The 23,595-nt window shown below is 65.6% G+C and carries 24 protein-coding genes; 21 read left to right on the forward strand and 3 right to left on the reverse strand.

The features are described 5' to 3' along the window. Positions 1-195: 195 nt before the first annotated feature. From rho to ABIB29_RS03040, 5 genes are all read left to right on the forward strand, one after another. Positions 196-2,412: a transcription termination factor Rho gene (gene rho, locus ABIB29_RS03020; RefSeq protein WP_354169900.1), complete on the forward strand. Its 2,217-nt coding sequence runs from the start codon at positions 196-198 to the stop codon at positions 2,410-2,412. Between the two features lie 193 nt (positions 2,413-2,605). Continuing rightward, positions 2,606-3,679 carry a peptide chain release factor 1 gene (gene prfA, locus ABIB29_RS03025; RefSeq protein ID WP_354169902.1) on the forward strand — a complete coding sequence of 358 codons (1,074 nt, stop codon included), beginning with the start codon at positions 2,606-2,608 and terminating at the stop codon, positions 3,677-3,679. A 17-nt stretch (positions 3,680-3,696) separates the two neighbouring features. Further along, a complete protein-coding gene (gene prmC, locus ABIB29_RS03030) occupies positions 3,697-4,569 on the forward strand; it encodes a peptide chain release factor N(5)-glutamine methyltransferase (protein ID WP_354169904.1) in 873 nt (290 codons plus the stop codon). Between the two features lie 36 nt (positions 4,570-4,605). Further along, positions 4,606-5,394 (forward strand): L-threonylcarbamoyladenylate synthase, encoded by a 789-nt coding sequence (locus ABIB29_RS03035; protein WP_354169906.1) that lies wholly within the window; start codon positions 4,606-4,608, stop codon positions 5,392-5,394. Beyond that, a complete protein-coding gene (locus tag ABIB29_RS03040; protein ID WP_354169907.1) occupies positions 5,391-6,158 on the forward strand; it encodes a WecB/TagA/CpsF family glycosyltransferase in 768 nt (255 codons plus the stop codon). Before ABIB29_RS03035 ends, ABIB29_RS03040 begins: the two co-directional genes overlap by 4 nt. On the opposite strand, the gene ABIB29_RS03045 is transcribed toward ABIB29_RS03040, so the two are convergent. Further along, on the reverse strand, positions 6,155-7,051 hold the full coding sequence (locus ABIB29_RS03045) for a glycosyltransferase (protein ID WP_354169909.1): 897 nt from the start codon (positions 7,049-7,051) through the stop codon (positions 6,155-6,157). The two genes, ABIB29_RS03040 and ABIB29_RS03045, sit on opposite strands and share 4 nt — an antisense overlap. A gap of 296 nt (positions 7,052-7,347) precedes the next feature. Here ABIB29_RS03045 and ABIB29_RS03050 point away from each other — a divergent pair, with 296 nt between their 5' ends. The 14 genes from ABIB29_RS03050 to ABIB29_RS03115 all read left to right on the forward strand — a co-directional run bounded on the left by ABIB29_RS03050 (position 7,348) and on the right by ABIB29_RS03115 (position 20,925). Further along, positions 7,348-8,481 (forward strand): MraY family glycosyltransferase, encoded by a 1,134-nt coding sequence (locus ABIB29_RS03050; protein ID WP_354169911.1) that lies wholly within the window; start codon positions 7,348-7,350, stop codon positions 8,479-8,481. A gap of 121 nt (positions 8,482-8,602) precedes the next feature. Then, positions 8,603-9,088: a hypothetical protein gene (locus ABIB29_RS03055; RefSeq protein WP_354169912.1), complete on the forward strand. Its 486-nt coding sequence runs from the start codon at positions 8,603-8,605 to the stop codon at positions 9,086-9,088. Next, entirely contained in the window at positions 9,081-9,410 is a 330-nt protein-coding gene (locus tag ABIB29_RS03060) for a hypothetical protein (protein WP_354169914.1), read from the forward strand. Before ABIB29_RS03055 ends, ABIB29_RS03060 begins: the two co-directional genes overlap by 8 nt. A gap of 91 nt (positions 9,411-9,501) precedes the next feature. Further along, a complete protein-coding gene (atpB, locus tag ABIB29_RS03065; RefSeq protein ID WP_354169915.1) occupies positions 9,502-10,302 on the forward strand; it encodes a F0F1 ATP synthase subunit A in 801 nt (266 codons plus the stop codon). 79 nt (positions 10,303-10,381) lie between these two features. Then, positions 10,382-10,585: an ATP synthase F0 subunit C gene (atpE, locus tag ABIB29_RS03070; RefSeq protein ID WP_009356484.1), complete on the forward strand. Its 204-nt coding sequence runs from the start codon at positions 10,382-10,384 to the stop codon at positions 10,583-10,585. 57 nt (positions 10,586-10,642) lie between these two features. Next, a complete protein-coding gene (locus tag ABIB29_RS03075) occupies positions 10,643-11,191 on the forward strand; it encodes a F0F1 ATP synthase subunit B (RefSeq protein WP_354169916.1) in 549 nt (182 codons plus the stop codon). Continuing rightward, positions 11,191-12,015, forward strand: a complete 825-nt coding sequence (locus ABIB29_RS03080; protein WP_354169918.1) for a F0F1 ATP synthase subunit delta — start codon at positions 11,191-11,193, stop codon at positions 12,013-12,015. Before ABIB29_RS03075 ends, ABIB29_RS03080 begins: the two co-directional genes overlap by 1 nt. Positions 12,016-12,102: 87 nt before the next feature. Further along, positions 12,103-13,740, forward strand: a complete 1,638-nt coding sequence (atpA, locus tag ABIB29_RS03085; RefSeq protein WP_282382575.1) for a F0F1 ATP synthase subunit alpha — start codon at positions 12,103-12,105, stop codon at positions 13,738-13,740. A gap of 76 nt (positions 13,741-13,816) precedes the next feature. After that, the gene (locus tag ABIB29_RS03090; protein ID WP_354169920.1) at positions 13,817-14,710 is read left to right on the forward strand and encodes a F0F1 ATP synthase subunit gamma; all 894 of its coding nucleotides are present in this window, start codon (positions 13,817-13,819) and stop codon (positions 14,708-14,710) included. Between the two features lie 80 nt (positions 14,711-14,790). Next, positions 14,791-16,245 (forward strand): F0F1 ATP synthase subunit beta, encoded by a 1,455-nt coding sequence (gene atpD / locus ABIB29_RS03095; protein ID WP_354169922.1) that lies wholly within the window; start codon positions 14,791-14,793, stop codon positions 16,243-16,245. A gap of 1 nt (position 16,246) precedes the next feature. Continuing rightward, positions 16,247-16,531: a F0F1 ATP synthase subunit epsilon gene (locus tag ABIB29_RS03100; RefSeq protein ID WP_307459655.1), complete on the forward strand. Its 285-nt coding sequence runs from the start codon at positions 16,247-16,249 to the stop codon at positions 16,529-16,531. A gap of 10 nt (positions 16,532-16,541) precedes the next feature. Beyond that, positions 16,542-16,973, forward strand: a complete 432-nt coding sequence (locus ABIB29_RS03105; RefSeq protein WP_354169924.1) for a DUF2550 domain-containing protein — start codon at positions 16,542-16,544, stop codon at positions 16,971-16,973. Between the two features lie 5 nt (positions 16,974-16,978). Then, a complete protein-coding gene (locus ABIB29_RS03110) occupies positions 16,979-18,373 on the forward strand; it encodes an alpha/beta hydrolase (protein ID WP_354169926.1) in 1,395 nt (464 codons plus the stop codon). Further along, on the forward strand, positions 18,370-20,925 hold the full coding sequence (locus ABIB29_RS03115; protein WP_354169928.1) for a bifunctional lysylphosphatidylglycerol flippase/synthetase MprF: 2,556 nt from the start codon (positions 18,370-18,372) through the stop codon (positions 20,923-20,925). The genes ABIB29_RS03110 and ABIB29_RS03115 overlap by 4 nt, the downstream gene beginning before the upstream one ends. A gap of 81 nt (positions 20,926-21,006) precedes the next feature. Here the strand turns inward: ABIB29_RS03115 and ABIB29_RS03120 are convergent, their stop codons facing one another. Both ABIB29_RS03120 and nucS read right to left on the reverse strand, forming a co-directional pair. Further along, positions 21,007-21,210 carry a cold-shock protein gene (locus tag ABIB29_RS03120; RefSeq protein WP_024365900.1) on the reverse strand — a complete coding sequence of 68 codons (204 nt, stop codon included), beginning with the start codon at positions 21,208-21,210 and terminating at the stop codon, positions 21,007-21,009. Between the two features lie 378 nt (positions 21,211-21,588). Continuing rightward, positions 21,589-22,284: an endonuclease NucS gene (gene nucS, locus ABIB29_RS03125; RefSeq protein WP_354169930.1), complete on the reverse strand. Its 696-nt coding sequence runs from the start codon at positions 22,282-22,284 to the stop codon at positions 21,589-21,591. 59 nt (positions 22,285-22,343) lie between these two features. Between nucS and ABIB29_RS03130 the strand changes: the two genes are divergently transcribed. Both ABIB29_RS03130 and ABIB29_RS03135 read left to right on the forward strand, forming a co-directional pair. Then, positions 22,344-22,697, forward strand: coding sequence for an Rv1322 family protein (locus ABIB29_RS03130; RefSeq protein ID WP_354169932.1), 354 nt, complete (start codon positions 22,344-22,346; stop codon positions 22,695-22,697). Positions 22,698-22,744: 47 nt separating this feature from the next. Beyond that, positions 22,745-23,548 (forward strand): alpha/beta hydrolase, encoded by an 804-nt coding sequence (locus ABIB29_RS03135; RefSeq protein WP_354169934.1) that lies wholly within the window; start codon positions 22,745-22,747, stop codon positions 23,546-23,548. Positions 23,549-23,595: the final 47 nt, after the last annotated feature.

Below are 23,595 nucleotides of genomic sequence, written 5' to 3' on the forward strand. Positions count from 1 at the left end.
AATCTCTGCACCCCTGAAAAGTCAGCCCGCCGTTCCTTATCTTCCGGAACGCGCCAGGTGTAGCTATATCCGGCCGTGCTGGCCAATATCCATCCGGCAAGGCCGAAATCCCGGCTGCGGATCTGAACTGCAGCCCAGATCAAATCATCGCGTCCAGCTCCTAGCCTGGACGCCGTCGAGGGGGAAGGATCCTTCGTGACCGAAACCACTGAGCTGTCTTCAGCTGTGGAAACATCATCTTCTGCTGCCGGATCGTCTACGGCAGCACCCGCCAAGAGCAGCGGCCTCGCCGGCCTCAAGCTCGCCCAGCTCCAGGCACTTGCCAGCCAGCTGGGGATTTCCGGCGGTTCCCGGATGCGGAAGGGCGATCTTGTGTCGGCCATTTCCGCCCACCGCGCCGGCACTCCCGTGAGCAAGGCTCCGGCCCGCGCTGCTGAGAAGGCGACCGACAACGGCACCGTCTCCCAGGCCGCGGCTCCGGCCGCCGCGCCTGCTGCCGACGCCGAGGCGCCGGCCCAGGAGAACCCGCGTGCCCGTGGACGTGGCCGCAGCCGCCGCGCCGGCAGCGACGGCGTCATCACGACTCCCGCCGCCGAGGCACCCGCAGCCGCTCCGGCCGTGGAGGCCCCCGTGGCTTCCGCCGAGGCCGGCTCACCCGAGAGCGGCACTGCCGCTTCCTCGACGGAAGGCGGCGAACGCACCCGCCAGCCGCGCACCCGCAACCGCCGCCGCGGCGAAGCCGCCGCCCAGAGCGCAGAACAGCCCGCCGGACAGGGCGCAGCCCCGGCCGCAACCGCCGTCGAGGCCCCGGCCGAGCAGCGTCAGGCTGAACAGCGCACCGAACAGCGCACCGAACAGCGCACCGAACAGCGCACCGAACAGCGCACCGAACAGCGTTCGGAACAGCGCACCGAACAGCGTCAGGCAGAGCAGGGCAGTGAAGACGGCCAGCGCCGTGAGCGCACCCGCGGCGGCCGCGACGACGCTGCCGGCAACCGCGACAACCGCGACAACACTGCCAACCGCGACAACCGCGACAACAACCGTGACGATGACGGCGACGGCGGCAGCCGACGGAACCGCCGGAACCGGCGTGACCGCAACGACCGTCCCGAGCGCTCCGGCGGCCAGGACAGCCGCGACAACAGCTCGCGCAACGACCGCTTCCGCGACCGCAACGACCGCCGTCGGGGACGCGTCCAGGGACCGGACGTCGACGACGTCGAGGTCACCGAGGACGACGTCCTGCTGCCCGTCGCCGGCATCCTGGACGTGCTCGAGAACTACGCGTTCATCCGCACCTCCGGCTACCTGCCGGGCCCGAACGACGTCTATGTGTCCCTCGCCCAGGTGAAGAAGTACAACCTGCGCAAGGGTGACGCCGTCGTCGGTGCCATCCGTGCACCGCGTGAAGGCGAGTCCCAGCAAGGGAATCAGCAGCAGACCGCGCGCCAGAAGTTCAACGCGCTGGTCCGCGTCACCTCGGTCAACGGCAAGACCCCCGAGGAACTCAAGGACCGCGTCGAATTCGCGAAGCTCGTTCCGCTGTACCCCTCCGAGCGCCTGCGCCTCGAGACGGACCCGAAGAAGATCGGCCCCCGCGTCATCGACCTGGTCGCCCCGATCGGCAAGGGCCAGCGTGGCCTGATCGTTTCGCCGCCGAAGGCCGGCAAGACGCTCATCCTGCAGTCGATCGCCAACGCCATCACCACCAACAATCCTGAGGTCCACCTCATGATGGTGCTCGTTGACGAACGCCCCGAAGAAGTCACGGACATGCAGCGCACCGTCAAGGGCGAGGTCATCGCCTCCACCTTCGACCGTCCCGCTGACGACCACACCACCGTGGCCGAGCTCTCCATCGAGCGTGCCAAGCGTCTCGTGGAAATGGGCATGGACGTTGTGGTGCTGCTCGACTCGATGACCCGCCTGGGCCGTGCCTACAACCTGGCGGCCCCGGCCTCCGGCCGTATCCTCTCCGGTGGCGTCGACTCCGCAGCGCTGTACCCGCCGAAGCGCTTCTTCGGTGCAGCCCGCAACATCGAAAACGGTGGCTCGCTCACCATCCTGGCAACCGCGCTCGTTGAGACCGGTTCCAAGATGGACGAGGTCATCTTCGAGGAGTTCAAGGGCACCGGCAACATGGAACTGCGCCTGTCCCGCCAGCTCGCGGACAAGCGCATCTTCCCGGCCGTGGACGTCAACGCGTCCGGTACCCGCCGCGAGGAAAACCTGCTGTCCCCCGAGGAAGTCAAGATCATGTGGAAGCTGCGCCGCGTCCTGTCCGGACTCGAAACGCAGCAGAGCCTTGAGCTGCTGACCAACAAGATCCGGGAGACCCAGAGCAACGTCGAGTTCCTCATGCAGGTGCAGAAGACGACGCTTGGCGCGAAGTCCGATAACGACAAGTAGCTACGCGTAACCGCTCGGAAAGTGGCGGCCCTTCCCGGGCCGCCACTTTCCCGGGCGGTTGTTGCGTTAACCGGTTCCGCCGCTTCAAAAGCAACGCGGGGTCACATAGCGCCCATCAGGGCCGTTGGAATGGGCGGTAAGTGACCCCGCGTTGCAGTAACTAGACTTGGAAGAGTCGAAAGAGGTTTTGAAAATGTTTGAGTCCGTACAGGGCCTGTTGGATGAGCATGATGCTATCCAGGCACAGCTTGGGGATCCTGCTGTTTATGCTGACCAGAAGATTGCCCGGAAGCTGGGGCGGCGGTCGGCTCAGCTGAACGGTATTGTCGAGGCTTACCATGCCTGGCACGGCATCCAGGATGACCTCGCGGCTGCCAAGGAAATGGCGGGGGAGGACCCGGAGTTTGCTGCCGAGGTGCCGGAGCTTGAGGCTGCGCTGGAGACGGCTGCGGCCAAGCTGCGCCGGCTGCTGATCCCGCGCGACCCGGACGACGCCCGCAACGTGATCCTCGAGGTCAAGGGCGGCGAAGGCGGCGACGAGGCTGCCCTGTTCGCGGCCGACCTGTTGCGGATGTACACCCGGTACGCGGAATCCCGCGGCTGGAAGACCGAGATGATTTCCGCCAACGAATCGGACCTGGGCGGCTACAAGGATGTCCAGGTGGCCATCAAGGGCAACTCGAACGATCCGGCCGAGGGCGTGTATGCGCGGCTCAAGTTCGAAGGCGGCGTGCACCGTGTGCAGCGCGTTCCCGTGACCGAATCCCAGGGCCGCATCCACACCTCCGCGGCCGGCGTACTGGTGCTCCCGGAAGTGGACGAGCCCGAAGAGCTTGAGATCAACCAGAACGACCTCAAGATCGACGTCTACCGTTCCTCCGGCCCCGGCGGCCAGTCCGTGAACACCACCGACTCCGCCGTCCGGATCACCCACCTTCCCACCGGAATCGTGGTGGCCATGCAGAACGAGAAGTCGCAGCTGCAGAACCGCGAGGCCGGCATGCGCGTCCTTCGCGCCCGCATCCTGGCGCACCAGCAGGAGCAGATCGACGCCGAGAACTCGGCCCAGCGCAAGTCGCAGATCCGCACCATGGACCGCTCGGAGCGCATCCGGACCTACAACTACCCCGAGAACCGGATCGCGGACCACCGCACCGGCTACAAGGCTTACAACCTGGACCAAGTCATGAACGGCGACCTGGAGCCGGTCATCCAGTCGGCCATCGAGATGGACGAACAGGCCCGCCTCGACGCCATCGGCGACTAGTCCCGGCCCGCGCAGTGATGACAGAAGGAACCGGGCTGAGCCTCGCGGACGCGGTCCGCGAGGCCACCTCCGTCCTGGCGGCCGCTGGCGTCCCGAGCCCCCGCGCCGACGCCGAACTCCTCGCCGACCATTTGCTCGGCGTCGGGCTCGGACGGCTCCGCGCCCTGATGCTGGGGGACACCCCGGCCCCTGACGGCTATCCGGAGCTCATCGCCGAGCGCGCCCAGCGCATTCCGCTGCAGCACATCACCGGCGTCGCGCATTTCCGCTACCTGGAACTTGCCGTCGGGCCGGGGGTATTCATTCCCCGCCCGGAAACCGAGTCCGTCGTGCAGCTCGTGATCGACAGGCTGCAGGGCCTGGCGCACCCGAAGGTGGTGGATCTGGGCACCGGATCCGGCGCCATCGCCGGCTCGATCGCGCACGAGGTCCCCGGCGCGGAGGTCCACGCCGTCGAATTCAGCGAATTTGCGCACGCCTGGGCTGCCCGGAACCTGCTGCCGCTCGGCGTCCACCTGATCCGCGGCGACCTGCGCGATGCCCTGCGCGAACACAACGGTACGTTCGACGTCGTGGTCTCCAACCCGCCGTACATTCCCGCCGAGGCGGTCCCCAACGAACCCGAAGTGGCGCTGCACGATCCCCCCGAAGCCCTGTACGGCGGGGGAGCGGACGGCATGGAACTTCCGACGGCGGCCGCGGCCTCCGCGGCGCGGCTGCTGGTTCCCGGCGGCTACTTTGTGATGGAACACGCCGAAGTCCAGGCCGGCTGGATCGCCACGATGCTGGAGCGCTCCGGGCTGTGGGCCGAGGTGGCCACCCATCGTGACCTCAACGGCAGGGACCGGGCCACCAGCGCCGTCCTTGCCGACCCGGCTGCCCCACGGTGAACCGGGCAACGCACGAAGTGATGAAAGAATAGGCCAGTGACGACTAGCTACGATTGCACGGCAGCTGAGCAGCGCGCCGCCGGACTTGAACATGCCCAGCGGGCCATCCGCGACCACAAGTGCGTGGTCTTCCCGACCGACACCGTGTACGGGATCGCCGCCGACGCGTTCTCGCCCCTGGCGGTGACCCTGCTGCTGGCGTCGAAAGGCCGCAGCCGGAAAATGCCGCCGCCGGTCCTCATCCCCAGGCTCAATGCCCTCGACGGACTCGCCACGGACGTGCCGGCCGAGGCCCGGCGCCTGGCCGAGGCCTTCTGGCCGGGCGGACTCACGCTGATCCTGCATGCCCAGCCGTCCCTGGACTGGGATCTTGGCGAAACCAAGGGCACCGTGGCCCTGCGGATCCCGGCCGACGACGTTGCCCAGGACCTGCTGACGCTGACCGGGCCGCTGGCCGTCTCCTCGGCCAACCGCACGGGCCAGGCCGCGGCGCTGACCGCAGCCGAGGCCGAAGCCCAGCTCGCGGAGTCTGTGGAGGTCTATCTCGAGGGCGGACCACGTCCGGCCGAGGGCGCCGACGCCCTGCCGTCCACCATCGTCGATGCCACCGCCGTGCCGCTGCGGGTGGTCCGCCAGGGCGCCATCAGCCTGGAACGGCTTCGCGAGGTTGTCCCGTCAGTGCTCGGCGTCGGCGAGGAACCGGCAGCCGCAGAGGCCGTCGAGGCCGGGCCCGTGTCGGAAGAGGCTGTGCCCGTGTCGGAAGAGGCTGTGCCCGTGTCGGAAGAGGCTGCTGATCGTCCCAACCCGGGGGCCGGAACCGCATGACCCTCCAGCGACAACGCGTCCCCGTCCTCGACGTGGATGCGACGCCCCTGACTGTCCCGGATCTGACCGGGGTGCTGAACCGCTTCGTGGCCGAAGGCACCACCCGCACGGTCGTCGGACACAACCTGCACAGCGTCACTCTGTGCCACTCCGACCCGGCCTTCCGCGCCTTCTACGATCAAAGCGACGTGGTCCTGATCGACGGCGCCCCGGTGCTGATGCTCTGGGCCCGCGGCAGCGGCGCCCGGACGGGCGGGGGACCCGTCATGGACTACCGGCTGGGTTCCACGGACTGGATTCCTGCGCTGGCGGAGGTCGACGGGCTCGAGCGGATCGCCGTGATCGGAGCCGGACCCGAGGCGAACTCCCAGGCCGTTGCCAGGCTCGCGGCCCTGGTCCCGCAGGCCCGCGTGGCCGGACTGCCGGGCGAGGGCTGGAACGAGGAACTCGAGGACTCGGTTGTCACGTGGCTCTCGGAGTTCCGGCCGCAGCTGGTCCTGCTGGGCCTGGGCATGCCGCTGCAGGAACAGGTTCTCACGCGCCGGCTGGCAACGCTGCCCCCGGCGGTCTACTGTGCCGTCGGCGGTGCGATCGAGCAAATTGCGGGGATCCAAAAGCTGGCACCCCGGTGGCTTGGACGCCTGGGCCTGGAATGGGCCTGGCGGCTGATCCTGCACCCCCGGCGGGTCGCCTACCGGGTCTTCGGCGAGCCCTGGCTGCTCACCGGGCTGCTGATCCGGCGCCGGCTACAGCCCAAGGGCTAGAACTTCTGGTCCTTGAGGGGGCCAAAACCCTTGCCGCGTAACCCGGCGGAAAAAGCCCCGAACCAGTCGGCCAGGCCGCGGAGATCCCCGCGCTGCAGGAAGTAGCCGAGGTAACCGCCCACGTCCGCGACGAACGACTTAATCCGGAAGTGGCGGCGGATGAGGTACCCACGGTTCCGGTAGTAGAAATAGCGCTTGAAAGCTGACTCCGGCACGATGACATGCCAGCGGGCGCCATAGACGTGCTTGGTCTCGGAAAAGGCGTGCGGGTGTGTGATCGCCGTCGTCGTGACGGTGCCGAAGCGGATACCGGCCTTGCGGAGCCGGATGGTGAAGTCCACCTCGTCACCGCGGATGAACAGGCGTATGTCCGGCAGGCCGACTTTAAAAAAGACGTCCGAGCGGATCAGGGCGCCGTTGAAGAAGTGTCCGTCGTTTGGCAGGAACCCGATCTTCTCCACCTCGGCACGGTCGTGGGTGACTTTTCCATCCAGGCGGAAGAAGAAGGAGAGCCGGTCGGGGTGGCCGGGGGCGACCACGAGCGGAACGACGGCCTCAAGGTCCCGGGCCTCCGCCTCGCGGACGAGCGTGGCGAGGCATTCCGGGTCGGCGGGCTCGGCGTCGTCGTCCATCATCCAGATCCAGTCGGCCCCGGTGGCGACCGCCTTGAGGATCGCGAGGGAGAAACCTCCGGCGCCGCCAAGGTTGGCCTCGGAGCGGACGTAATCGACGTTTTCGTGCACCTGCGCGACATCCTGCGCGGGGACCGTGCCGGAGTCGACAAGGCAGATCGAACGAACCGATGCCGTCTGGTTGTTGATGGCGTTCAGCAGAACTGCCAGCTCCCGGGGACGGTCAAACGTCACGGCAGCAACTGCAACCGACAGGGTCATCGAGTGTTCCTTTCAGCACGGCCGCCGGTGGTTTTCCCGCCGGCAATGGGCCGTGTGACGCGAAGACAAGTGGCCGTTGGCGTTAGTATCTTGACTAGAGTCCACTGTAATACAGCCCTGTCAGGCACTACGCACTGCCTGCCCTGCGCACGGCGACGGAGAAGTTTCATTTATCGCAAGACAGACCCACAGCAACTGAGTTCACCCCACCCCCGGAGCCACGGAGCAACACCGTGGCTCCGGGCTGTGAAACCGGGTGTGCCCTGTGCCGACGGCTGCGAGCGGGTGTCTTCGCAGTGATTATGTATTTGCTCATGATGCTCTCAGCGGCAGTCGTGAGCTACACGGCGACCTGGGGTGCCCGCTTTGTCGGCAACCGAATGGAGCTGTTCTCCCCGATCCGCAGCCGTGACATGCACTCGACCCCCGTGTCGAGGCTCGGCGGGCTGGGCATCTTTGCCGGATTCTTCGTGGCACTGCTCATCGCCAGCCAGTCGTTCTTCGTCAAGGACATCTTCCGTAACAACGACGGTCCCTGGGGGATCCTCGCGGGCGCCGCCGTGATTGTGCTGGTGGGCGTGGCAGACGACCTGCTGGACCTGCGCTGGTGGGTCAAGCTCATCGGCCAAAGTGCCGCGGCCCTGGTGGTGGCGATCTGGGGCGTCCGGATGACCATCATTCCGTTCATCCCGGAGCCGTTTGTGATCGAGAACGACGCCGTGAGTATCGCGCTGACTGCCGGACTGATTGTGACGACGATGAATGCGTTCAATTTCATCGACGGCCTGGACGGCCTGGCTGCGGGCGTGGCCATCATCGGCGGGACGGCGTTCTTCCTCACGGCGTACTGGGTGCACCGGACTGCCGTTCTGCTGGACCGCTCGGACCTGGCCACCCTGCTGACCGCCGTGCTCGTCGGCGCCTGCATCGGCTTTCTGCCGCACAACTGGTTTCCCGCCAAGATCTTCATGGGTGACTCCGGTGCCATGCTGATCGGCCTGATCATGGCGTCGGCGGGCATCGTGTCCACCGGCCAGATCACGTCCGGTCTGTACGACCGGGCCAACGGCATCCCCACGATCATTCCGATCCTGCTTCCCTTCGCGGTGCTGTTCCTGCCGCTGCTGGACCTCGGCCTGGCTGTTGTGCGCCGCACCGCGCACGGACGCTCGCCATGGTCGGCGGACCGTGGCCATCTGCACCACAAGCTCCTGGATATCGGGTACTCACACCGCAGTGCGGTCATCCTGATGTACCTGTGGACCTGCGTCCTGGCGTTCGGAGGCCTCGCCCTCGCCGTCTTCCAGTGGCAGGTCGTTATGGTCGTGAACCTGGCCGCGATGCTCGTCATGGCCGGCGTCACGGCCTGGCCTTACCTGCGCCACAAGGCTCCGGGGAGGGGTCCGCGTTCTTCGGCAGAGGAAGAGTGACACCGAAGATGTATTACCGGAACCGGGCTTTTCCGAATAATTTCTATCTCATGTAGAATTCAGGAGCGGTCTTTCGCCGCGCCACCGTGACCAGCAACCACCTCTCGACGATTGGGATCTCATGACCTCCAACGCCGAACCCGGACGAAAGTCCGGCGCCGGAGAAGTTGGTGTCTCAGGTCCCACAAAATCATTGTGGCTGCGGCTGCTCGCTATCAGTTTGGCCGTCGGCGGCGGAGCCCTGCTGCTCACCAGCCTGGCGGCGCTTCTGCTCGACGGCACGGCGGCCGCGCTGTCATCCCTCTTTGGCGGGGCGCTGGTGATCGTCTTCTTCGCGATCAGCCTTCTGGTCGGCCATTTCGGCGGCCGCAATCATTCCTCCGGAGCCATTGGCCTGTTCGCGGCCACCTATTTCATCAAGGTCGTCGGCTTTGCGGTGGTGCTGTTTGCCATCGGCAGCCCCGAGTGGCTCAACGGGCGCTGGTTCCTGGCCGGCGCCGTGGTGACCGTGGTCCTGTGGCAAGCCGCCGAAATCTACGGTTTCAGCAAGGCCCGGCTTCAGCTCTACAACGACCCCGAGACCCCGGAAGGCGGCATCGATGTTTAACCGCAAAGAGCGCCCCGCGGACAAGCCCCGCACCCCGGAAAAGACGTCCGGAGCCCCCGGTGTATCCGACAACGGACGGGACGGCGGATACAACGCCGGCATCGCCGTCTTCAGCTACATTGTTGGCGGAATCCTCGTCTGGAGTTTGATAGGGTGGGGTCTGGATAATCTGTGGGGAACCCGCTGGATTGTGCTCGCAGGCGCCCTGCTGGGAGCCGCGGGAGGGTTCTATCTTTCTCATATGCACGGCCTCACCAGCCCGGATAAATCCGCGGGCGGGGACAATGCTGCACGTGGCCCGTCTCAGGGCGAGGAACAGTAATGCCAAATAATTTCACAGGGGGAGAGTGTGACAGTAACGTCGCCTTTTCCCGACAAACGCCCAATGATGGACACTGCAGAGAGGAAACGCGTTGATCGCGCTTGCGCTCCCGGCCCAAGAATCAGGAACTTTTACGCCTCCTGGAATTGATGAAATGCACCTGCCGGCAATCCTGCCGTGGGGGGCGGTCGATGGATTCTCCAAGCAGATGCTGCTGGTAATCCTTTCGGTCGTTATTATCGCCACGTTCTTTCTGCTAGCTGCCCGTAAGGGGCAGCTTGTTCCCGGCAAACTGCAGTTCGCCGGCGAGGCCGCCTATGGCTTCGTCCGCAACGGCATTGCCAAGGACATCATCGGCGGCAAAGACTTCATGAAGTATGTCCCGCTGCTGTTCAGCCTGTTCTTCTTCATCCTGGTGAACAACATCTACGGCGCCATCCCGGTGATCCAGCTCCCGAGCTTCTCGCATGTCGGCGGCGCCTATGTGCTCGCCGGAATCGTGTACTTCACCTGGATCGCCATCGGCGTCAAGAAGAACGGCCTGAAGTACTTCAAGCTGGCCACCGTGCCGTCCGGAGTCCCGGTCTACATTCTTCCGATCGTCATTCCGATCGAGATCATCTCCAACTTCCTGGTCCGCCCCGTCACGCACAGCCTCCGTTTGTTCGCGACCATGCTGGCCGGCCACCTGATCGTGATGATTGCCGGTTCGGGCATCGAGTTCCTCGTGATGCAGGAGAACATCCTCCTGAAGGGCACCTCGGTCCTCGTGCTTGGCGGCGCGATCGCCATGTACATGCTGGAAGCGCTGATCATGGCGCTGCAGGCCTACGTGTTCACCCTGCTGACCGCCATCTACATTGAAGGCGCGCTGCACGCGGATAGCCACTAGGCACCCAAAATCTTCCCCTCACGGGGGATGAAGCACACCAAACAACCTGCCACATAGATGGCATCTTGAAAGGAAAAAAATGGAAGGCAATCTCAACCTCGTAGGTTACGGTCTGTCCGCAATCGGCGGTGGTATCGGTGTTGGTCTCGTGTTCGCCGCTTACATCAACGGCGTTGCACGTCAGCCGGAGGCACAGCGTGTGCTCCAGCCGATCGCATTCCTCGGCCTCGCGCTGACTGAAGCCCTCGCCATCCTCGGCCTGGTCTTCGCGTTCGTTCTCTAGTCTGAACTTTAGAACCAAGCGAACATCCAGAACCGAGTAGATAAGGACGGGTGAATTATGAATCAGCTGATCATCTCAGCCGCCGCAGAGGGCACCAACCCTCTGGTTCCCAATGTCTGGGAAATGGGCGTCGTCTTCGCCGGCTTCGCTGTTCTCATGTTCATCGTGGTCAAGTACGTTGTCCCGATGTTCGAGAAGACCTTCGCAGAGCGTGCGGAGGCCATTGAAGGTGGCATCGCCAAGGCTGAAAAGGCCCAGGCAGAGGCTTCCGCTGCACTCGAAGAGTACAAGCAGCAGCTCACCGATGCCCGTGCCGAGGCCAACCGGATCCGCGAGGAAGCACGTGCCGAAGGCGCTCAGATCCTTGCGGACCTGAAGGAGAAGGCAGCTGTCGAGTCTGCCCGCATCACGGCTCAGGCACACGCGGCGATCCAGTCCGAGCGCCAGGCGGCCGTTGTGTCGCTCCGCACGGAAGTTGGCACCCTTGCCACCACGCTGGCAGGCCGCATCGTTGGCGAGTCCCTCGAGGACGACGCGCGTTCAGCCCGTGTGGTTGACCGTTTCCTGGCAGATCTGGAGAACCAGAACGCAGGTGCAGCTAAGTAATGGCAGGTGTATCGAGCGAATCGCTCACCGCAGCCTTGGTGGCGCTGGAAGCCAAGCTTCCCTTCGCCTCGCTGCAGTTGGCTAAGGAACTCTTCGGAATCCTGGGAACGGTGGACAGCTCGGCTGGCTTGCGCCGCGCCCTGACTGACCCGTCCCGTAGCGGTGACGAAAAGTCGGCGCTTATCAAGCAGCTCTTCGGCGGGAAAGTCTCCGCGGATGCTGTGGAAATCGCGGGCGGACTGGCCAGCTCGCGCTGGGCGTCGGCCCGGGATATCGGCGATGCACTCGAGACTCTTGCCGCTTCGGTGGTAATTGCCGTTGCTGAGAACAAGTCTGCCGTCTCTGCCTCAGGGATCACCGGCCTGGAAGCGCTGGAGAACGATCTGTTCTCCTTCAACCGGGCCGTCGAGTCCAACCACGAGGTACAGCGTGCTGTGTCCGAGCCGCAGGCTGGCTCGGCCGCCAAGGTTGCCCTCGCCGAAAAGCTCGTACCCGGTGCAAGCGAGGAAGCGAAGGTCCTTATTGGACAGGCAGTGTCGCAGCCCCGTGGCCTTAAGGCGACCAAGCTCGTCCGTCGTTTCGCGGAGCTTGCAGCCAAGCGCCAGCAGCGCTGGATTGCAACGGTCAGCGTCACCCGTCCGCTGACGGCGACACAGACCAGCCGTCTGCAGGCGGGGCTGAATGCCCTTTACGGGCGCGAGCTCAAGATCAACATGAACGTTGACCCGGCACTGATCGGTGGCATCCGGATCCAGGTAGGGGATGAAGTGGTAGACGCTTCGGTCCTCGCCCGCCTGGGCCAGCTCCACCGCCAGCTTGCTTAGCCAGCCGGACCAGCACAACTAAACGAAACGAAACCCCGGTCATCGTGAGCAACGATGATCACGAAAACAGGAGAGCAGGGACTGCAGATGGCCGAATTGACCATCAACGCCGACGACGTCCGTAATGCGTTGAACGAGTTCGCGGCGTCCTACGAACCCGGAAACGCAGAGCGCGTAGAGGTCGGCCGTGTAACAACCGCAGGTGACGGCATCGCCCGTGTTGAGGGCCTTCCCTCGGTCATGGCGAACGAGCTGCTTCGCTTCGAAGACGGCACCCTGGGCCTGGCCCAGAACCTCGACGTCCGCGAGATCGGCGTTATCATCCTCGGTGACTTCACCGGTATCGAAGAAGGCCAGGAAGTTCACCGCACCGGACAGGTTCTGTCCGTACCGGTGGGCGATGCCTTCCTCGGCCGCGTTGTCGACCCGCTGGGCGAGCCCATCGATGACCTCGGCGAGATCAAGGCCGAAACCACCCGTGCACTGGAACTCCAGGCGCCCGGCGTGACCCAGCGCAAGTCGGTTCACGAGCCGATGCAGACCGGCCTCAAGGCTATCGACGCCATGATCCCGATCGGCCGCGGCCAGCGTCAGCTGATCATCGGTGACCGTCAGACCGGCAAGTCGGCAATCGCCATCGACACGATCATCAACCAGAAGGCCAACTGGGCTTCCGGGGATGTCAACAAGCAGGTGCGCTGCATCTATGTAGCCATCGGCCAGAAGGCTTCCACGATCGCGGCCGTCCGTCAGACGCTCGAGGACAACGGCGCACTGGAATACACGACCATCGTGGCTTCCCCCGCCTCCGACCCCGCAGGCTTCAAGTACCTGGCACCGTACGCCGGTTCGGCGATCGGCCAGCACTGGATGTACGGCGGCAAGCACGTCCTCATCGTGTTTGATGACCTCTCCAAGCAGGCCGAGGCCTACCGTGCAGTGTCGCTGCTGCTCCGCCGCCCGCCGGGACGCGAAGCCTACCCGGGTGACGTCTTCTACTTGCACTCCCGCCTGCTGGAGCGTTGTGCCAAGCTCTCCGACGAGCTCGGTGCAGGTTCGATGACCGGCCTGCCGCTCATCGAGACCAAGGCAAACGACGTCTCCGCCTACATCCCGACCAACGTGATCTCCATCACCGATGGCCAGATCTTCCTGCAGTCGGACCTCTTCAACGCCAACCAGCGTCCCGCTGTCGACGTGGGTGTCTCTGTTTCCCGCGTGGGTGGCGCCGCCCAGGTCAAGTCCATGAAGAAGGTCTCCGGTACCTTGAAGCTGGAACTGGCCCAGTACCGCGACATGCAGGCGTTCGCAATGTTCGCGTCGGACCTCGACGCCGCATCGCGCCAGCAGCTGACCCGTGGCGCACGCCTGATGGAACTGCTCAAGCAGGGCCAGTACTCGCCGTTCCCGGTCGAGAACCAGGTCGTCTCCATCTGGGCCGGCACCAACGGGCACCTCGACAACGTTCCGGTTGAGGACATCAACCGCTTCGAGACCGAGTTCCTGGAGCACCTCAAGCACAAGTCCTCCATCCTGACGACGCTGGCCCAGACCAACGTCATGAGCGATGACACTGCAGAAGCACTGAAGACCGCGATCGTGGACTTCAAGAAGGGCTTCTTCGGCGAGGGAGACAACCACCTGGTTGGTGCGGGGCACGAAGAACACGCCCCCATCGACGAGGCACAGGTCGACCAGGAAAAAATCGTCAAGCAGAAGCGCTAGTTTCGCTGGCAGGGACTGCCGGAGCCCACTTAGGTTCCGGCAGTCCCGGCCATCGGGATCTTAGGAAAGGATAAGTATGGGAGCCCAGATCCGGGTCTACCGCCAGAAGATCAGCTCGACGACGTCGATGCGCAAGATCTTCAAGGCGATGGAACTGATCGCTACCTCGCGCATCGGGAAGGCCCGAGCACGCGTAGCAGCTTCACTGCCTTACGCAAACGCCATCACGCGTGCCGTTTCTGCTGTCGCAAGCCAGAGCGAAATCGACCACCCGCTGACCACCGAGCCGGAGCAGATCCGCCGGGCCGCCGTCCTGGTAATCACCTCGGACCGTGGCCTTGCAGGGTCGTACTCCGCAAGCGTGCTCAAGCAGGCGGAAGGCCTCAACGAGCTGCTCGTCGAGGAGGGCAAGGAAGTCAAGATGTATTTGGTCGGCCGCAAGGCGCAGGCCTACTTCGACTTCCGGAACCGTCCCTACGGGCGCGTTTGGACCGGCGGCACGGATGCGCCGGAGTTTGCCACCGCACAGGAAATCGGCGAGGCATTGCTGTCTGACTTTGCGACGGACTATGCAGAGGGAGGCGTCGACGAGATCCACGTCGTGTACACCCGCTTCAAGTCCATGGTCACCCAGGAGCCGACGGTCATCCGTCTTCTCCCGCTTGAGGTTGTCGAAGAGCAGGCTGCGTCCGAATCGGACCTCCTGCCGCTCTACGAATTCGAGCCGGAAACGGAGCAGGTTCTTGACGCTCTGCTGCCGCGCTACATCGAATCACGCATCTTCGCCGCAATGCTGCAGGCAGCAGCTTCGGAACTCGCTGCCCGCCAGCGGGCAATGAAGTCCGCCGGCGACAACGCCACGGAGCTCATCAAGAAGTTCACGCGTCTGCGCAATACTGCCCGCCAGGCTGAAATTACGCAGGAGCTTTCCGAAATCGTGGCCGGCGCCGACGCGTTGAACGCGTCCTAGCCTCCCCGGGTTCGGATCCAGCTGTACCTGCATCAAAGTAAACTTAACCCCCACGCCATCTACTGAGTGAAGTGAGAGAGATGACTGCCACTGCTACCGAACACGTAGCCGCGACGACCGGTGCTACCGGCCGTATTGCACGTGTTATTGGCCCGGTTGTCGACGTCGAATTCCCGGCTGACGCAATCCCCTCGATTTACAACGCACTCACCACCGAGATTACTCTCAACGGTGAGACCAAGACGATCACGTTCGAGGTTGCCCTGCACCTCGGCGACAACGTCATTCGCGCCATCTCCCTGCAGGCAACCGACGGACTTGTCCGCGGCACCGCTGTAGTGGACTCGGGTGCCCCCATCTCCGTTCCCGTCGGCGACGTCGTGAAGGGACACATCTTCAACGTCCTCGGACAGCCGCTGGACGTGGCTGAGTCGGAACTCGGGATCACCGAGCGCTGGCCCATCCACCGCAAGGCTCCTGCCTTCGCGACGCTCGAGGGTTCCACCGAGATGATGGAAACCGGCATCAAGGTCATCGACCTTCTCACCCCGTACATCAAGGGTGGCAAGATCGGTCTGTTCGGTGGTGCCGGCGTCGGCAAGACCGTGCTGATCCAGGAAATGATCACCCGTGTTGCCCGCAACTTCGGCGGCACCTCGGTGTTCGCCGGTGTCGGCGAGCGTACCCGTGAAGGTAACGACCTCTGGGTTGAAATGGAAGAGGCAGGCGTCCTCAAGGACACCGCCCTTGTCTTCGGCCAGATGGATGAGCCGCCGGGAACGCGTCTGCGCGTGGCACTGTCTGCGCTCACCATGGCGGAGTACTTCCGCGATGTGCAGAACCAGGACGTGCTGCTCTTCATCGACAACATCTTCCGCTTCACCCAGGCAGGCTCCGAGGTTTCCACCCTCCTCGGCCGCATGCCGTCGGCCGTGGGCTACCAGCCCAACCTGGCTGACGAGATGGGCCTCCTCCAGGAGCGCATCACGTCCACCAAGGGCCACTCGATCACCTCGATGCAGGCCATCTACGTTCCCGCAGATGACTACACCGACCCGGCCCCGGCCACGACCTTCGCACACCTCGACGCGACCACGGAACTTTCCCGTGAAATCGCTTCCCGTGGTCTGTACCCGGCCGTTGACCCGCTGACGTCGACTTCCCGCATCCTGGATCCGCAGTACATCGGCAACGACCACTACAACACGGCCGTCCGCGTCAAGCAGATCCTGCAGAAGAACAAGGAACTTCAGGACATCATCGCCATCCTCGGCGTTGACGAGCTCTCTGAAGAAGACAAGATCGTCGTGTCGCGTGCACGCCGCATCCAGCAGTTCCTCTCGCAGAACACCTACACCGCCAAGCAGTTCACCGGCGTCGAGGGCTCCACCGTGTCCATCAAGGACACCGTTGAAGGCTTCACCGCGATCTGCGACGGCGAACTCGACCACATCGCAGAGCAGGCGTTCTTCAACGTCGGCGGCCTGGATGACGTTGAGCGCCAGTGGGCCAAGATCCAGGAACAGACCAAGTAATATGGCTGAGCTTGAGGTTGAGATTGTCGCAGCGGACCACTTCGTGTGGTCCGGAGCGGCCACGATGGTCAAGGCCCGCACCAGCGATGGTGAAATCGGAATCCTGCCCGGCCACGCGCCCCTGCTGGCGATTCTGGCCGAAGGTGAGCTGGCAATCCAGCCGGTATCCGGTGACCGCATTGCTGTAGTAGTCGACGGCGGATTCTTCTCCGTCGACAACAACCGGGTCGTTATTGTTGCTGACAACGCCCAAATGGGCGACGCGGCTACTGCGGGGATCCGCTAGCACGACCTTGATGAGCGATACTGTTATTCCGTTCATCGTCCTGGCAACGATCTTTGCGTTGCTGGTACTTGCACTGTGCCTTTCCGGGGTGCGCCGCTTCAATCTGCGGCGTGCCCTGGGCACGGTGGACGCCTCCATTTGCACGGCTGGAAACAGCTGGCAGATGGGGGTTTGTCGTTATCAGGACAACGACCTGGAGTGGTTCCGCCTCGCCTCGCTCAGCATGCGTCCGAAGCACACCTTCCGCCGGAGTTCGCTTGAGCTGATCGGCCGGCGCAAGCCCACCGGGTCCGAGCTTGTCAAAGTCCAACCCGACGCCGTGATTGTCGAACTCCGCTACGAAGGGCAGGATATCCTGCTCGCGATGCGGTTCGACGCCTACACCGGGCTCTCATCCTGGCTTGAGGCAGGGCCCGTCATCGGCGTCGGCACCTGGCGCTAGCCGCTGTGGACTTCATCGAAGACCTCCGGCTCGTTGACGGGCCGGTGCTGTGGATCGCCTGGACCGCCGGCGCCGCGGGCCTGCTCTACTTCCTGTGGCAGGGCGGACGCCGCGCCGTCCGGGCTGCCACAGGAGGGAAAACAGCCCCCCGCCGGCTGGCCTTCCTGCTCCGCCCCGCCGCCGCCGTCCTGCTAGCCTCCGCGCTGCTGGCCGGAGCGCACTGGGCGATGATCTACCTTTTCGCCGTCTTCCCGGGGGAACTTCCCCGCGAGGTCCTGGCCTGGTCGCTTCCCGCCGTCACGGCACTGCTGCTCTGGCTGATGAGCCTGTGGCGCATTTGGCGGCCCACGGGTGCCCGGGCCCCCGGCCGCGGCGACCCCCGGCGCCCCGCCCGGACGACGGCGCTGGCCACAGCCGCCCTGCTCGGCGTCGTCCTGCTCTCCGCCGTCCAGATCAACGGCTACTTTGGCCTCAACCACACGGTGAGTGACCTGACGGGCACCGCCCTGGCGCGGATCCAGCCGTTGGAAGAGGGGCTGAAACGCGCCCCCGGGCCCTCCGCCACCGTCAGCCTGGACCAGTGGGACCCGCCGGCCGGCCTGCCCGACGGCGGTGAGCTGCGGCGGGCCGAAATCCCCGGCACCCGTTCGGGGTTCCAGAGCCGGGAGGCCTACCTCTACCTTCCGCCCGCCTACCAGGCCACGCCCCGGCCCGCCCTTCCCGTCCTGGTTCTCTTCGCCGGCCAGCCGGGCGCCCCGGCAGACTGGCTCACCGGCGGGGCACTGCGCAGCCGGATGGACCGGTACGCCGCAGCGCACCACGGACTGGCTCCGGTGGTGGTCGTCGTGGACCCGAACGGTTCCGCCGCGGGCAACACCCTCTGCATGGACAGCAGGATCGCCCGGGCCGACACCTTCCTCGCCGAGGACGTGCCCGCCTGGATCAACCGGACGCTGGACGTGGACCCGGACCCCAGGAAGTGGGCGGCCGGGGGATTCTCCTTCGGCGCGACCTGCGCGATGCAGATGGTGACCCGCCATCCGGACATCTACAGCTCCGCCCTGGCCTTCTCCAGCGAGCAGGAACCCGCCCTGGCCAAGGAGAGGGAGAAGACCATCGCTGCCTCCTTTGACGGCGACACCGAAGCTTTTGACCGCCTGACACCGCTGCGGCTCATGAGGGAGAACCGCTTCGACGGGCACGCCGTCTACTTTGCCGCCGGTGAGCGGGATCCTGAGTTCATCAGTTACATGGAGGTTTTGTCCGAAGCCGCGCGCACCGCCGGGTTCACGGTGGAGGCGCGGCTGGTCCCCGATGCGGGGCACTCCTGGGAGACCGGGTCCAAGGGGCTGCCCTCCGGGCTCGACTTCCTGGCGTCCCGCTGGGGCATCCCGCAGTGAGCCCGGCAACAGCTGCACGGCAGCGGGGGAGCGGCGCCGCCTCCCTCCGGGGCCTGGGCCGCGAGGGCCTGCGGCAGTCCGCGGGCCATTTGCGCGCCATCCCGTTCACCCTCGCCGTCCTCGCGGCCTTCCTGATCACCGGCGCGGCCACTGGAAGCTTCCTCGCCGGGCCGCCGGAGTCACTCCTGGACCTGGCGTCCGTCAGTGCCCCAGAGCTGAAGGCCGGCCGCTGGTGGGCCATGTTCAGCTCGATGTTCTTTGCCACGAACCTGCTGGCCTACACCTCGGCCGCGCTGATGATTCTCCTCCTGCTGGGCCTCGCCGAGCGGCAGCTGGGCACCCGGCGCACAGCGGTGTTCTACTTCGCCGCCCAGTTCGCCGCGGTGACGCTGTTCCTGCTGGTGACACAACTTGCCCGCTATACCGACGACGGCTGGCTCAGCGCGATGGTGGACGCACGGCTCATGGGCCCGTACGCTGCCGTCCTCGCCGTCTCGCTGGCGTCCTGCGGCCTGCTGCCCACGCTGTGGCAGCGGCGGCTGCGCACCGCCGTCGTCTCCGTCTCCCTGATGCTCGTGCTGTACGTGGGGCATGCGGAGACCGTCGTCGGGTTCGCCGGCGCGCTGGCCGGGCTGGCGGCCGGCTGGTGGATCCAGGGCGACAAGGGCACCCTGCACCGGCACCGCTCCACGGGACGCGAAACCCGGAACCTGCTCGCCCTCAGCGTTGCGATCTTCGCCGTCGGACCCATCCTGACCGCCACCGTCCGGACCCCTACCGGCCCGCTGGCGCTGCTGCGCGACGTCGTCCTCAACCCGCTGCCCACGTTGAATCAACTGGAGCAGAACTGCGGCGGCACCATCGATGCCACCTGCCTGGAGGCCGGCCACGCCGGCTTCGCCGGGCCGCTGGGCCTCGCGCTGGCGGTGGTCCCCGTGGTGCTGCTGCTCATCTGCGCCGACGGCATGCGGCACGGACGCCGGCTCGCCCTGCGGATCGCGATCACCCTCCAACTCGCAGTGACCGTCATGGCCGCCGTCTACCTGTCCCTGTTCGCCAGGATTCCGCAGTACGCCAACCGGCCGCACACCGGCGTGATGGGCTCCGGGATTGTCCATGTGCTGCCCCTGGTGGTGGTTCCACTCGTGCTCGTTGTCCTCCTCGCGGTGAACCGCCGCCAGTTCCGCGTCGAGACGAGTCCCCGGGCACGCCGGGCCCTCGCCGCGGTTGTCGGCGGCACCTGGCTCGTGCTGGCGTCCCTCTACACCGGCGTCTGGCTGGCCGCGGGCGGCATGGACCGCGACGGCGGCCTGCTGGGCCTGGCCGCCGAGCTCTCCCGCCAGTACCTGCCGCTGCCCATCCCCGGAATCTACAGCCGCGTCTTCCAGGGCCGGGACGCCGTCGAGGCCTTCCTCTTCGCCGCCTCCGGCATCGTCTTCTGGGCCGTCGCCCTGGCCGCCGTCTGGCTGGTCCTGCAGCGCCGGCTGCACCCGAGCGACGCAGGGGCGGGCGACCGGGACGTGGCCCGCAGCCTGATCCGCCAGGGCGGCGACTCCCTGTCCTGGATGGCGCTGTGGGAGCCCAACAAATACTGGTTCGCGCCGGAGGGCCGCGGGGGAGTGGCCTACCAGCAGCATGGCAACGTCGCGCTGACGCTGGCCGGACCCTTCGGCCCGGCGGAGTTCCACGGGGAAACCGCGGCGGGCTTCATCCAGTACTGCGCCGAGCAGGCCCTCATTCCCTGCTTCTACTCCTGCACGGACGAGCTATGGCCGCTGCTGGAGGACCGGGGGTTCCGGCGGGTCGCGGTGGCACAGGAGACCCGGCTGGCCGTGCGCTCACTTGAGTTCAAGGGAAAGGACTGGCAGAACGTCCGGACCGCCCTGAACCGGGCCAAGAAGTCCGGGGTGCACGCGGTGTGGGGCCGTTACGCCGACTTCGCGCCGTCGGTGCGCGCCCAGCTGAGCGAGGTCTCGGAGGAGTGGGCCGCCCAGAAGTCCGTCCCGGAGATGGGCTTCACGCTCGGAGGCATCGATGAGCTTGAGGACCCGGAGGTGCTCTGCTGCCTGGCGGTGGACGCCGAGGGGCAGGTCCAGGGCGTCACCAGCTGGCTGCCGGTGTACGCGGACGGCCGCCTCGTAAGCTGGACGCTGGACTTTATGCGCCGGCGCGGCGACGCCTTCCCCGGCGTCATGGAATTCCTGATCGCCTCGGCGGTGCAGGAGCTCCGGAGTTCGGTGGAGGTTATCTCGCTGTCCGGATCCCCGCTGGCGAAGGAGGAGGCCACAGTGGCGGATGCTGCCGGCGATGAGCCCGGGCCCGAGGCGCTGGCCAGAATCCTCGACGTCGTCGGGAAAGCGCTCGAGCCCGTGTACGGCTTCCGTTCGCTGGCTACGTTCAAGTCCCGTTTCAAGCCCGACTACCGGACGCTGTACCTCTTTTACCAGGACCCGCTGCAGCTGCCTGCCATGGGGCGTGCGCTGAGCCGGGCCTATCTGCCGGGTTTGTCCGTGCGGCAAAGTGCGCGGCTGCTGAGGACCCTCGTGCGCTGAAGAAAAAATGGTCCCCGGCCAGGAAAGCCGGGGACCATTCTTTGCGCGGAGGCTGCCGCAGGCAGTTCCGCTGCGGGGGTACTAGACCAGCGTCACGCCGGTAGCCTGGGGGCCCTTGGCGCCCTGGCCGATTTCGAACTGAACGCGAGCGTTCTCGTCGAGGGTCTTGAAGCCACCGGTCTGGATCTCGGAGTAGTGAACGAAGACATCGCCATCGGAGTCATCCGGGGTGATGAAGCCGAAGCCCTTTTCAGCGTTGAACCACTTGACGGTTCCCTGTGCCATGTATATCTCCTCATTGTGGATCTTGATGAAGATCGGCACACTTCGTGCCGGTCCTGGTCACTCCGCGAGAAGAACCTTGGCCGTGGACCGGATTAACCGGACTTCGGCGGCAGGAGCTTCACGCTCGCAACATGTCTTGCGAGCATGAAAAAACACCTACACAAAGACTGGTCTAAGAATTTCATGTCAGTTGCGCCAGGTCAACGGGCCCGGCGCACAATTGGCATAAAATTTGTACAAAGTATCGATGAACGATTTCACCGCGGATTACCGTCGCCCCTGTCGGTCGGCCGTACACTCCGGGTGGACACCTCGGAGCGCGTTGACCGTGCCGGACTGCGGGAACGGTTGGCCCGGTGCACGGGCCTTTAACGCTATCTAGAAGAGCCGGGACTCGACGTCGTCGACGCCGCGCATGGCGTCGTAGTCGAGGGTGACGCAGTCAATTCCGCGGTCGTTGGCCAGGACCTTGGCCTGGGGTTTGATCTGCTGGGCGGCGAAGATCCCGCGGACCGGAGCCAGGCGGGGGTCGCGGTTGAGCAGTTCAAGGTAGCGGGTGAGCTGTTCGACGCCGTCGATGTCACCGCGGCGCTTGAGCTCGATGGCCACGGTGGCGCCCCTGGCGTCCCGGGCAAGAATGTCCACCGGGCCGATGGCGGTGAAGTACTCGCGGCGGATGAGCGAGAACCCGGCGCCGAGGAGTTCGATCTGGTCCGCCAGCAGCCGCTGCAGGTCCGCCTCCACGCCGTCCTTGATCAGCCCGGGGTCCTGGCCCAGCTCATGGGAGGTGTCATGCAACTGCTCATGGATGTTGATGATCAGCCGGTCGTCGGTTTTGGCCGACTGGACGGTCCACTGTTCGACCACACCGGTTTCGACGTCGACCTCGTCCGGGGTGGAGACCCGCAGGGACGCCGGGGGGCTCATCCAGTTCAGCGGCTTGTAGGATCCGCCGTCCGAGTGGACCAAAACGGAACCGTCGGCTTTGACCAGCAGGAGCCGGGTGGCGAGCGGGAGATGGGCTTTGAGCCGGCCGACATAATCAACGGAGCAACGGGCTATGACTAAACGCACCCGGTCAACACTACCGTCTGCGGGGGCAGCGGGCACCCGGACTGGGGCAGAATGGAACCATGCCCCGTTCCAACCGTCCCCGCCGAGCCGTGTCAGGACGAGCCGGCTCAGGCAAAGCCGCCAAGCCCGGAGTCAAGGGCGGGCCGGTGCCGGAGCTGGACCTGGAGCGCGCACGCTCGGGCTTCGCACGGCGGGAGAGTGCGCCCGACGGCGAGTGGTCGGTCCGGCCCGTGACCGCAAGCCGTGCGGAGAAGACCTATATCTGTCCGGGCTGCTCGACGGCGGTACTGCCCGGCGTGGCGCACCTCGTCGTCTGGTCCGAGGACCATCTTTTCGGGGCAGCCGCGGGTCTCGCGGAGCGGCGGCACTGGCACACCAACTGCTGGACCTCACGCAGCTACCGGTACCGCTGACCGCTGCGCCAGCAGCTGCACCCGGCAGGCTTCGCTAAGCTGGACGCATGAGTTTTGACCCGGCGTCGTACGTCTTCAGCCAGCCTTCCGCACCGACCGCGATCCGCGCCTCCACCGTTCTACCGGCCCGCCGGGAGAACGTGGAGCTCCGCACCAGTGACGGACACAGGCTCGTGGGGGAGTTGGCGCTCCCGGAGTCCGGCGAGGTGACGGCCACCCTGATCACGCTGCATCCGCTGCCCACCCACGGCGGCTTCATGGACTCGCACGTCTACCGGAAAGCCTCCTACCGGCTGCCCGCCCTGGCCGGAATCGCGGTGCTCCGGTTCAACACGCGCGGCACCGGATCACCGCGGGGGACCAGCGAGGGAGCCTTCGAGGAGGGCATCGGCGAACGCCTCGACGTCGAGGCGGCCGTGCAGTTCGCCGTCGACCGCGGCCTGCCGAACCGCTGGCTTGTGGGCTGGTCCTTCGGTACCGAGCTCGCACTGATGTACGGGGCGTCGGAACCGGTGGCCTCCGAGGTGGAAGGTGCCATCCTGCTCTCACCCCCGCTGCACCGGGCCACGGAGGTGCACCTCAAGGAGTGGGCAGCCTCCGGCAAGCCGCTCAAGGTTCTGGTTCCCGAGCTTGACGACTACCTCCAGCCGGCCGGGGCCGCGGAGCGCTTCGTAGTGGTGCCCCAGGCCCGCGTCGTGGGCGTGGACGGAGCCAAGCACCTGTGGGTGGGGGAGAAGTACGCCGGCCGGGTGCTCAACGAGATTGTCGATGAAGTGCTCGCGGCCTCCGGCGGCGCCGCGACTGAGCTGCCGCAGGAATGGGACGGTCCGGTGGCCACGGCGCACGCCTGAGGGCCCTGCGGAACTTGTCCGAGCTTGTCAGTGCTTGTCAGTGCTTG

Origin of the sequence: Arthrobacter sp. UYEF36 (genome assembly GCF_040547025.1) — a bacterium.
In the GTDB taxonomy this organism is placed as follows: Bacteria; Actinomycetota; Actinomycetes; order Actinomycetales; family Micrococcaceae; genus Arthrobacter.

What these genes read in the sequence shown, in the direction of transcription:
- prfA (WP_354169902.1), top strand. Translation starts at nt 2,606, where the DNA reads ATGTTTGAGTCCGTACAGGGCCTGTTGGATGAGCATGATGCTATCCAG.
- prmC (WP_354169904.1), top strand. Translation starts at nt 3,697, where the DNA reads ATGACAGAAGGAACCGGGCTGAGCCTCGCGGACGCGGTCCGCGAGGCC.
- ABIB29_RS03040 (WP_354169907.1), top strand. Translation starts at nt 5,391, where the DNA reads ATGACCCTCCAGCGACAACGCGTCCCCGTCCTCGACGTGGATGCGACG.
- ABIB29_RS03045 (WP_354169909.1), bottom strand. Translation starts at nt 7,051, where the DNA reads ATGACCCTGTCGGTTGCAGTTGCTGCCGTGACGTTTGACCGTCCCCGG.
- ABIB29_RS03055 (WP_354169912.1), top strand. Translation starts at nt 8,603, where the DNA reads ATGACCTCCAACGCCGAACCCGGACGAAAGTCCGGCGCCGGAGAAGTT.
- ABIB29_RS03060 (WP_354169914.1), top strand. Translation starts at nt 9,081, where the DNA reads ATGTTTAACCGCAAAGAGCGCCCCGCGGACAAGCCCCGCACCCCGGAA.
- atpE (WP_009356484.1), top strand. Translation starts at nt 10,382, where the DNA reads ATGGAAGGCAATCTCAACCTCGTAGGTTACGGTCTGTCCGCAATCGGC.
- ABIB29_RS03075 (WP_354169916.1), top strand. Translation starts at nt 10,643, where the DNA reads ATGAATCAGCTGATCATCTCAGCCGCCGCAGAGGGCACCAACCCTCTG.
- ABIB29_RS03080 (WP_354169918.1), top strand. Translation starts at nt 11,191, where the DNA reads ATGGCAGGTGTATCGAGCGAATCGCTCACCGCAGCCTTGGTGGCGCTG.
- atpA (WP_282382575.1), top strand. Translation starts at nt 12,103, where the DNA reads ATGGCCGAATTGACCATCAACGCCGACGACGTCCGTAATGCGTTGAAC.
- ABIB29_RS03090 (WP_354169920.1), top strand. Translation starts at nt 13,817, where the DNA reads ATGGGAGCCCAGATCCGGGTCTACCGCCAGAAGATCAGCTCGACGACG.
- atpD (WP_354169922.1), top strand. Translation starts at nt 14,791, where the DNA reads ATGACTGCCACTGCTACCGAACACGTAGCCGCGACGACCGGTGCTACC.
- ABIB29_RS03100 (WP_307459655.1), top strand. Translation starts at nt 16,247, where the DNA reads ATGGCTGAGCTTGAGGTTGAGATTGTCGCAGCGGACCACTTCGTGTGG.
- ABIB29_RS03105 (WP_354169924.1), top strand. Translation starts at nt 16,542, where the DNA reads ATGAGCGATACTGTTATTCCGTTCATCGTCCTGGCAACGATCTTTGCG.
- ABIB29_RS03120 (WP_024365900.1), bottom strand. Translation starts at nt 21,210, where the DNA reads ATGGCACAGGGAACCGTCAAGTGGTTCAACGCTGAAAAGGGCTTCGGC.
- ABIB29_RS03130 (WP_354169932.1), top strand. Translation starts at nt 22,344, where the DNA reads ATGCCCCGTTCCAACCGTCCCCGCCGAGCCGTGTCAGGACGAGCCGGC.
- ABIB29_RS03135 (WP_354169934.1), top strand. Translation starts at nt 22,745, where the DNA reads ATGAGTTTTGACCCGGCGTCGTACGTCTTCAGCCAGCCTTCCGCACCG.